General features: G+C 48.7%; 8 protein-coding genes. 4 read left to right on the top strand and 4 right to left on the bottom strand.

What is annotated here, in order from left to right; genetic code table 11:
• The coding region (locus ACXJJW_RS09650; protein ID WP_456475536.1) for a hypothetical protein at positions 1 to 187 on the top strand (187 nt) is incomplete at its 5' end.
• Between the two features lie 98 nt (positions 188 to 285).
• Here ACXJJW_RS09650 and ACXJJW_RS09645 read toward each other — a convergent pair.
• Together ACXJJW_RS09645 and purB are read right to left on the bottom strand one after the other, a co-directional pair.
• Positions 286 to 951: a hypothetical protein gene (locus ACXJJW_RS09645; RefSeq protein WP_456475535.1), complete on the bottom strand. Its 666-nt coding sequence runs from the start codon at positions 949 to 951 to the stop codon at positions 286 to 288.
• Between the two features lie 125 nt (positions 952 to 1,076).
• Positions 1,077 to 2,435 carry an adenylosuccinate lyase gene (gene purB / locus ACXJJW_RS09640; protein ID WP_456475534.1) on the bottom strand — a complete coding sequence of 453 codons (1,359 nt, stop codon included), beginning with the start codon at positions 2,433 to 2,435 and terminating at the stop codon, positions 1,077 to 1,079.
• Between the two features lie 364 nt (positions 2,436 to 2,799).
• On the opposite strand from purB, the gene ACXJJW_RS09635 reads away from it, so the two are divergent.
• On the top strand, positions 2,800 to 3,894 hold the full coding sequence (locus ACXJJW_RS09635; RefSeq protein WP_456475533.1) for a PAS domain-containing sensor histidine kinase: 1,095 nt from the start codon (positions 2,800 to 2,802) through the stop codon (positions 3,892 to 3,894).
• Between the two features lie 9 nt (positions 3,895 to 3,903).
• Here ACXJJW_RS09635 and ccsA read toward each other — a convergent pair whose 3' ends face one another.
• Positions 3,904 to 4,860 carry a cytochrome c biogenesis protein CcsA gene (ccsA, locus tag ACXJJW_RS09630; RefSeq protein WP_456475532.1) on the bottom strand — a complete coding sequence of 319 codons (957 nt, stop codon included), beginning with the start codon at positions 4,858 to 4,860 and terminating at the stop codon, positions 3,904 to 3,906.
• 52 nt (positions 4,861 to 4,912) lie between these two features.
• Between ccsA and ACXJJW_RS09625 the strand changes: the two genes are divergently transcribed.
• Both ACXJJW_RS09625 and ribC read left to right on the top strand, forming a co-directional pair.
• Complete coding sequence (locus ACXJJW_RS09625; RefSeq protein ID WP_456475531.1) at positions 4,913 to 5,491, top strand: hypothetical protein; 579 nt, start codon at positions 4,913 to 4,915, stop codon at positions 5,489 to 5,491.
• Positions 5,488 to 5,955, top strand: coding sequence for a riboflavin synthase (ribC, locus tag ACXJJW_RS09620; RefSeq protein WP_456475530.1), 468 nt, complete (start codon positions 5,488 to 5,490; stop codon positions 5,953 to 5,955). The genes ACXJJW_RS09625 and ribC overlap by 4 nt, the downstream gene beginning before the upstream one ends.
• Positions 5,956 to 5,958: 3 nt before the next feature.
• Here ribC and ACXJJW_RS09615 read toward each other — a convergent pair whose 3' ends face one another.
• Positions 5,959 to 6,117: a chemotaxis protein CheW gene (locus tag ACXJJW_RS09615; protein WP_456475537.1), complete on the bottom strand. Its 159-nt coding sequence runs from the start codon at positions 6,115 to 6,117 to the stop codon at positions 5,959 to 5,961.
• Between the last annotated feature and the right edge of the window lie 3 nt (positions 6,118 to 6,120).

The raw sequence follows: 6,120 nt of genomic DNA, 5'->3' as shown, positions 1-6,120 counted from the left end.
ACCCATTGATGACACTAAAACTCTGCTCGCACTTCTCAGAGAGAAGGGGGAAGAATATCCCGACTATGAAAGACTCGCATCCATAGGAGAAGCAGCGCAGGAGGGGCACTTCTTCACCTATACAAAGGGTGATGTCGAGAAGATGCTGGAGGAGTTGAGGGGGATGATTGAAGGTGATTCCGACTAAGACATCCTTCAGTCAATACCTAAAGATAAACTTTGCTCAGAAATTATGGGTGCTATGTAGATATCAATGAGCTTTTTCAATTATTATTAAAGGATACTTTATCTCTTCAAATTCTTCAGTTTTGTGATTATTTTTGATTTCAAACTTACTATCTTGCTTAATATTAATATTGATTTACCTTTTTTAGAGGATTCAGCCGGCATTGCTTGCTTTATTTTCCAATACCATATTTTGGCTTCTGAAAATGGTCCAATATAAATTTCTTCTGGAAAGTCTTTGGCAGAAATGATAATAGTACCTTTATTTTTTATGGTTTTAATTATGTTTTTTATCATATTAAATATTAAAATTACTAATATAATAAGAAGAACTATCCTTAAAATTGGAAAAATTATCTTTTTAGCCAATTGAATCGTCAAATGCTCATAGTTGGTTTTTAGAAGGTCCATTATAATTGAATATACAGTATAAATACTTGCTATTAAATTCATAGGAAGGTAAAACACATAAAAAATATATGCAAGAATTATATACCCAAAGATATTTAAAAATAATTTTTTATCAAATTTTTTATATTTTATTTCTAAAATATCTTTATAATAAATTTTGTGTCGCCTTTTATTTGACACAATCACTATTTTTTCGTCTTCTAAAATAATTTCCAACTTTAGTTTATTTGTTAATAGTTTTATTTTATCTATTATTCCAAGTTCTTTTGTAGGTAAACCCCTTACGTGACACTTTACTCTCCCTAATTTCGACATCCTATCCCCCTAGTTTTTAAATATTAATCAAACATAAAAACTTTCCTTCTCAAACCGCTATCTTCTTCAGGTACAGAATGTCAACCTCGGGATCATACCTGAGTTTCATTTTCCTCATGGCACCCTTACCGCTGAGCCTCTCTCTCCTTCCTAGCCCTCTCCAGCACCCGCTCCACCAGCCTGGGCGCAAGACCTATGTAGTTCTCGGGCTTGAGCGCAGCCTCAATCTCCCCCTCGCTCAGGTAGCGCCTCACCTGCTCGCTCTCCTTGAGGACCTCCGCATAGGCTCTGTCTTCTCTCCACGCCTTAACCGCCAGCCTGCGCAGAAGCTCATGCGCCTCCTGCCGGCCCATCCCCCGCTCAGTGAGCCTTATCATCACCGCCTCCGCCAGGTTAAGCCCCCGCGTGAGGGCAAGGTTGCGCTTTATGCTTGCTTCGTGCAACTCGAGCCTTGCAAGGATGCGCTTTGCCCGCTTTAGCATCTCGTCGATGAGGATGAAGCTCTCCGGTATTACCACCCGCTCTGCACTGGAATTTGTGAGGTCGCGCTCATGCTCCAGGGCTACATTCTCCAGCGCGACGAAGAGGTTGCTCTTCACCACCCTCGCCAGGCCACAGATATTCTCGGCATTTATGGGATTGCGCTTGTGGGGCATCGTGCTCGAGCCCACCTGCTTATCCTCTGCGAAGGGTTCACTAACCTCGGCGATTTCGGTGCGCATGAGGTTGCGAATCTCCTTTGCGATTTTGTACAGCGTTGCGGCTATAAGCGCGAGCACACTTAGAAGCTCAGCGTAGCGGTCGCGCTGCACCACCTGTGAGGAAACCAGGGCAGCGCGCAACCCAAGCTGGCGCATTACCTCCTCCTGAAGCTCAATCCCACGCTCTCCAAAGCCCGCCATTGTGCCCACGGCGCCGCTCATCTTGCCTACGAGCACACGCCTCCTGGCCTCGGCGATGCGCTGAAGGTGGCGTCTGACCTCGCGAGCCCATATCGCAAATTTTAAGCCGTAGGTTATCGGTAAAGCATGCTGCCCGTGGGTCCTGCCTATCGCAACTGTATTCTTATGCCTCTCCGCCAGCTGAATAAGAATGCCTTCCAGCTCGTAGAGGTCCTTCTCAACTACACCGAGGGCCTCCTTAAACTGCAGTGCATTCGCGGTGTCTATAATGTCGTAGGAGGTGGCGCCCAGGTGCACATACCTGCCCGCGTCGCCGCACTGCTCTGCCAGGGCCCTGACCACAGCCATTAAATCGTGGCGAATCTCAGCCTCGATTTCCTTTACGCGCTCAAGCTTTACATAATGCGTCGACGCCCTGCGCGTTATCTCCTGCGCTGCCTCCTCGGGAATATTTCCCAGCCTTGCATGAGCTCTGGCGAGGGCTGCCTCCACGTCAAGAAGCTTCTGGAGCCTTGCCTCCTCCTCGAAGATGCGCTTCATCTCTTCGCTGCCGTACCGGAATTCAATGGGATGAATCGCCATGGTAAAAGCAACGCATCCAGGGGTTATAAATATTCCCTTTGTTGTAGAAGGCTCTGGCTGGTATTTCCAGCTCTTATATTGACCCAAAAAACTTCAATTTATATCTATGAGCACCACATCCGACAAACCCAAACAAGCATTTGTGCGACATCTTCACATCAAGCACGTGCTCCATCAGGCAGGCACAAAGCCGAGCCTCCAGCACAACCCTGATTCACTCCATGGTGATAGGTTCACGAGGTCTCCCTGGCTTCTTAGCACTGGCACCTGAGTACAGACAGATATGAAAAGCCCGGGGTGCGCTAAATTTATATTCTTTGAAATTAAAATTAATTTTAATGAGCGTGAGGAGAAGTGTGATGGCATGCTGGATATGACTACCAAGATAAATCTGCAGGAACTGCTCGACGCCCTTCCATTCTATGTTATGCTTGTGGATGAGGAGCACAACATACTGCTCGTCAATAGGGCAATTTCGCGGGAGCTGGGGGTGGAACCCGAGAAGGTGATAGGAGGCTACTGCCCAAAGGTTGTGCATGGATTGGAGGAGCCGTATCCCGGCTGCCCCCTGGAAGAGGCGGTTGAAAAGGGGCACTGCACAGTGGAGAAGGAGCTCTTCAATGAGGAGTTTGGACGCTGGGTAAAATCTGCGGTTTATCCCACCCGCTTCAAAACAAAAGAAGGCAGAAGGATATACTTTCACATGGTCTACGACATAACTGAGCGGAAGCTTGCCGAAGAACAGGTACAGAAGTATGCAAAAGAACTGGAACGCTCAAATCAGCTGAAGGACCTTTTCATAGACATAATGGCCCACGACCTTTTGAATATAGTTTCTATCATGAGCAGTATGGAAGAACTCCTCCTTAAAAGGCAGTCTGCTCTGGAGGAAAGCCGGGAGTTCATGGTGATTACCGGCAGCACTGAGAGGTTAATAAGTATGATTAAAAATGCATCAAAACTCGCCAAGCTGGAGAGTGTTGAGAAGCTCGAGCTGGAGGAGCAGGACCTGTGTGAAATTGTCAAGGTGGTGATATCCACTTTCAAACCAATGCTCGATGAGAAGGAATTGAAGGTAGAGCTCACATGTGATGGAAGCAGCATCGCAAATGTTAACCCCTGCATTGAGGATGTGTTCTCCAATCTGCTGTCAAATGCCATAAAGTACAGTCCCGAGAAAAGTAAAATAACTGTGGAAATCCTGGATGAAGGCGAAAGCTTGAAGATATGTGTAAGGGACAGGGGTGAGGGGGTGCCGGATGAGTACAAGGATGAGATATTCAGCCGTTTCAGGAGGCTGGAGAAGCGGGGCGCAGCAGGCAGGGGGCTGGGTCTTGCCATAGTGAAGCGCATAGTTGAGCTCCACTCCGGCGAAGTCTGGGTTGAGGACAATCCTGGCGGTGGAAGTATTTTCAATGTAAGGATCCCAAAAAATAAGAAGAATAAGGCTCCTTCTTAGCTTTTTGTACTATACGTAAGCGTGCGCCCCTGGTAAGAGGAATATTATTAGATAGGCGAATATAACGCTCAGGTAGCCCAATATTCCTAGAATAGCAGTCGTGTGCCACATTTTTGCATCGTTGACATAGAGCCTCGTGTGCAGGTAGGCGGAATAGAAGAACCAGAGCATGAAAGAGGCGCTTATTATTGGCGACCACCACCAGCTCTGTCCTTCCCATGCCTCAAGCGCCCAGGGATAGCCTATGAGCATACCTACGGTGAGCAACACATACCCAAACTTCGCATATGCATAGGCTATGCTGTCGTAGGTTTCATCCCGCTTAATTAGCATGGCCATGCAGGCAAAGAAGTTGACTGTGAAGGCGGCATAGGCGATGAACACCATGGGTGGGTGGAGCCACATGTACCAGGTAGAGTACAGGTAGTACTTGCCCATAAGGGAGCGGAATAGCTCGATAGGTGCAGAGAAGGGATGAAGCTCCCAGAGGAGGTACTGCTCAACCAGCCTGCTCATCTCAGGGAGAGGCTCCTCGGCGCCTGTGAAGAAGATAGCAATTAGAAAGGCGAGGGAGCCAAAGTTCAGAGAAGAGGCGAGGGCTTTAGCGCGGTACCTCCATGCGTAGAGAACCATAAAGGAGTATACCCAGAGCCAGAAGATGAGGCGCTCCTTTTCCACCCAGAAGGGCATGAGGATGCTGAAGCGACCTCCTTCAAAGGGGTTGATATAAGAGACGCTTGCCAAGCCCAGGTGGTACCTCACAAGCAGGGCATAGAGCAGGGTAAGCTCAGCACTCAGGGCGATGGCTGCATAGAAGGCGAGCTTCCCGTACCTCTCTTCCCTCTTCCAGAGGTATATGGCGGAGAAGACAGAGGCAAGAAGACCTATACCAAGGGCAATGTAGACCAGCGGGGGGTAGTACTTCAGGGCCTCCTGCTTGAAGGACAGGAAGTCGTAATAGTTCATTCCTTATGATATGACAGCTAAATATTTAAAGTCTGTGCTCCTCTTACCTATCATGGGTTTTGATAAGTCCCTTACACTGCTTGCGGTGGCAACGCTCATCGCTCTGGGTGTGGTCTCCCTCTACGGGATATACGACTACGCCATGGAGTCGAGGGCTGATTCCTCCTTTATGTATTCGATGGCCTACCTCAATTTCATGCAGAAGATGGACCGCCTCGCCTTTCCCTTCGCCGTCGCCTTCATTCTGATACTCGCCATCTGCATCCCAAAGCGCATTGTACCCGAGAGGTATTTAATCCCCCTTTCGGCCCTCCTTCTCGTCCTGGCCTTCGGGCTCTACCTCAAAGACTACAGGCTTGCGCTTGGGGTTGTGCTCGCCTTCGCTCTGATTCTGCAGGCGGGCGTGCTCGCCCTCACCATGGCGGGAAAGGAACTCCACTTCCTCAGTATTGGCTACAAAAAGCGCACTGGCTCAGCGCTTACGCATCTGGGCATTGTTATGGTTACCCTGAGCATTGTGCAGCCCGACTGGGTAATCCTAGACTCCCTCACAGTTTTCTGGGGCGCGACTATTACAATAGGAGCGGGCATGTTACTCCTGTTCTATACCAAGAGTGGTGGTAATGAATGATTAAGGTGGGAGTGGTTGACACAACCTTTGCACGGGTTGATATGGGGAAGGAGGTGATAGACGAAATCAAAAGCCTGACAACGCAGATAAAGCCCGTCCGCAGAACTGTGCCCGGGATTAAGGACCTGGCGGTAGCGTGCAAGATTCTCATTGAGGAGGAGGGGTGCGAGGCCTGCATAGCTCTGGGCATGCCAGGTCCAGTACCCAAAGATAAGGCCTCCGCACAGGTCGCCAGCCAGGGGATAATGCTCGCACAGCTCATGACAGACAAGCACATACTTGAGGTATTTGTCCATGAGGACGAAGCCAAAAATGAGGCTGAACTTGTGCAGCTTTGCAGAAATCGTGCTCGCGAGCATGCGCGCAATCTTGTGAGAATGCTCCTCTCGCCGGAGGAGATGATAAAGCGGGCAGGTACAGGGCAGCGCGAGGGCTTTCCTGATGTAGGGCCTGCGAAGCAGTGATGCCTAAACTGGAGAGGCAATCTCAATTTCTCTATTTGTTATCATTTTATCTATATCCAGGAGTATCATCAACTTTTCCTTAATTTTTCCCACTCCCTTCACGAACTCCCTCTCACCTCCCACTGGTGGTGGTGAAATTTCCTTTTCTGCCAGGTGCAGCACTCC

The organism is Candidatus Pyrohabitans sp., from assembly GCF_054014795.1.
Note: the sequence above shows the minus strand (reverse complement) of the source record. Positions and strands in the feature narration are given on the sequence as shown.

Coding starts and splice junctions, on each gene's coding strand:
- ACXJJW_RS09645 (WP_456475535.1), bottom strand. CDS start 951: ATGTCGAAATTAGGGAGAGTAAAGTGTCACGTAAGGGGTTTACCTACA.
- ACXJJW_RS09635 (WP_456475533.1), top strand. CDS start 2,800: ATGCTGGATATGACTACCAAGATAAATCTGCAGGAACTGCTCGACGCC.
- ACXJJW_RS09625 (WP_456475531.1), top strand. CDS start 4,913: ATGGGTTTTGATAAGTCCCTTACACTGCTTGCGGTGGCAACGCTCATC.
- ccsA (WP_456475532.1), bottom strand. CDS start 4,860: ATGAACTATTACGACTTCCTGTCCTTCAAGCAGGAGGCCCTGAAGTAC.
- ribC (WP_456475530.1), top strand. CDS start 5,488: ATGATTAAGGTGGGAGTGGTTGACACAACCTTTGCACGGGTTGATATG.
- purB (WP_456475534.1), bottom strand. CDS start 2,435: ATGGCGATTCATCCCATTGAATTCCGGTACGGCAGCGAAGAGATGAAG.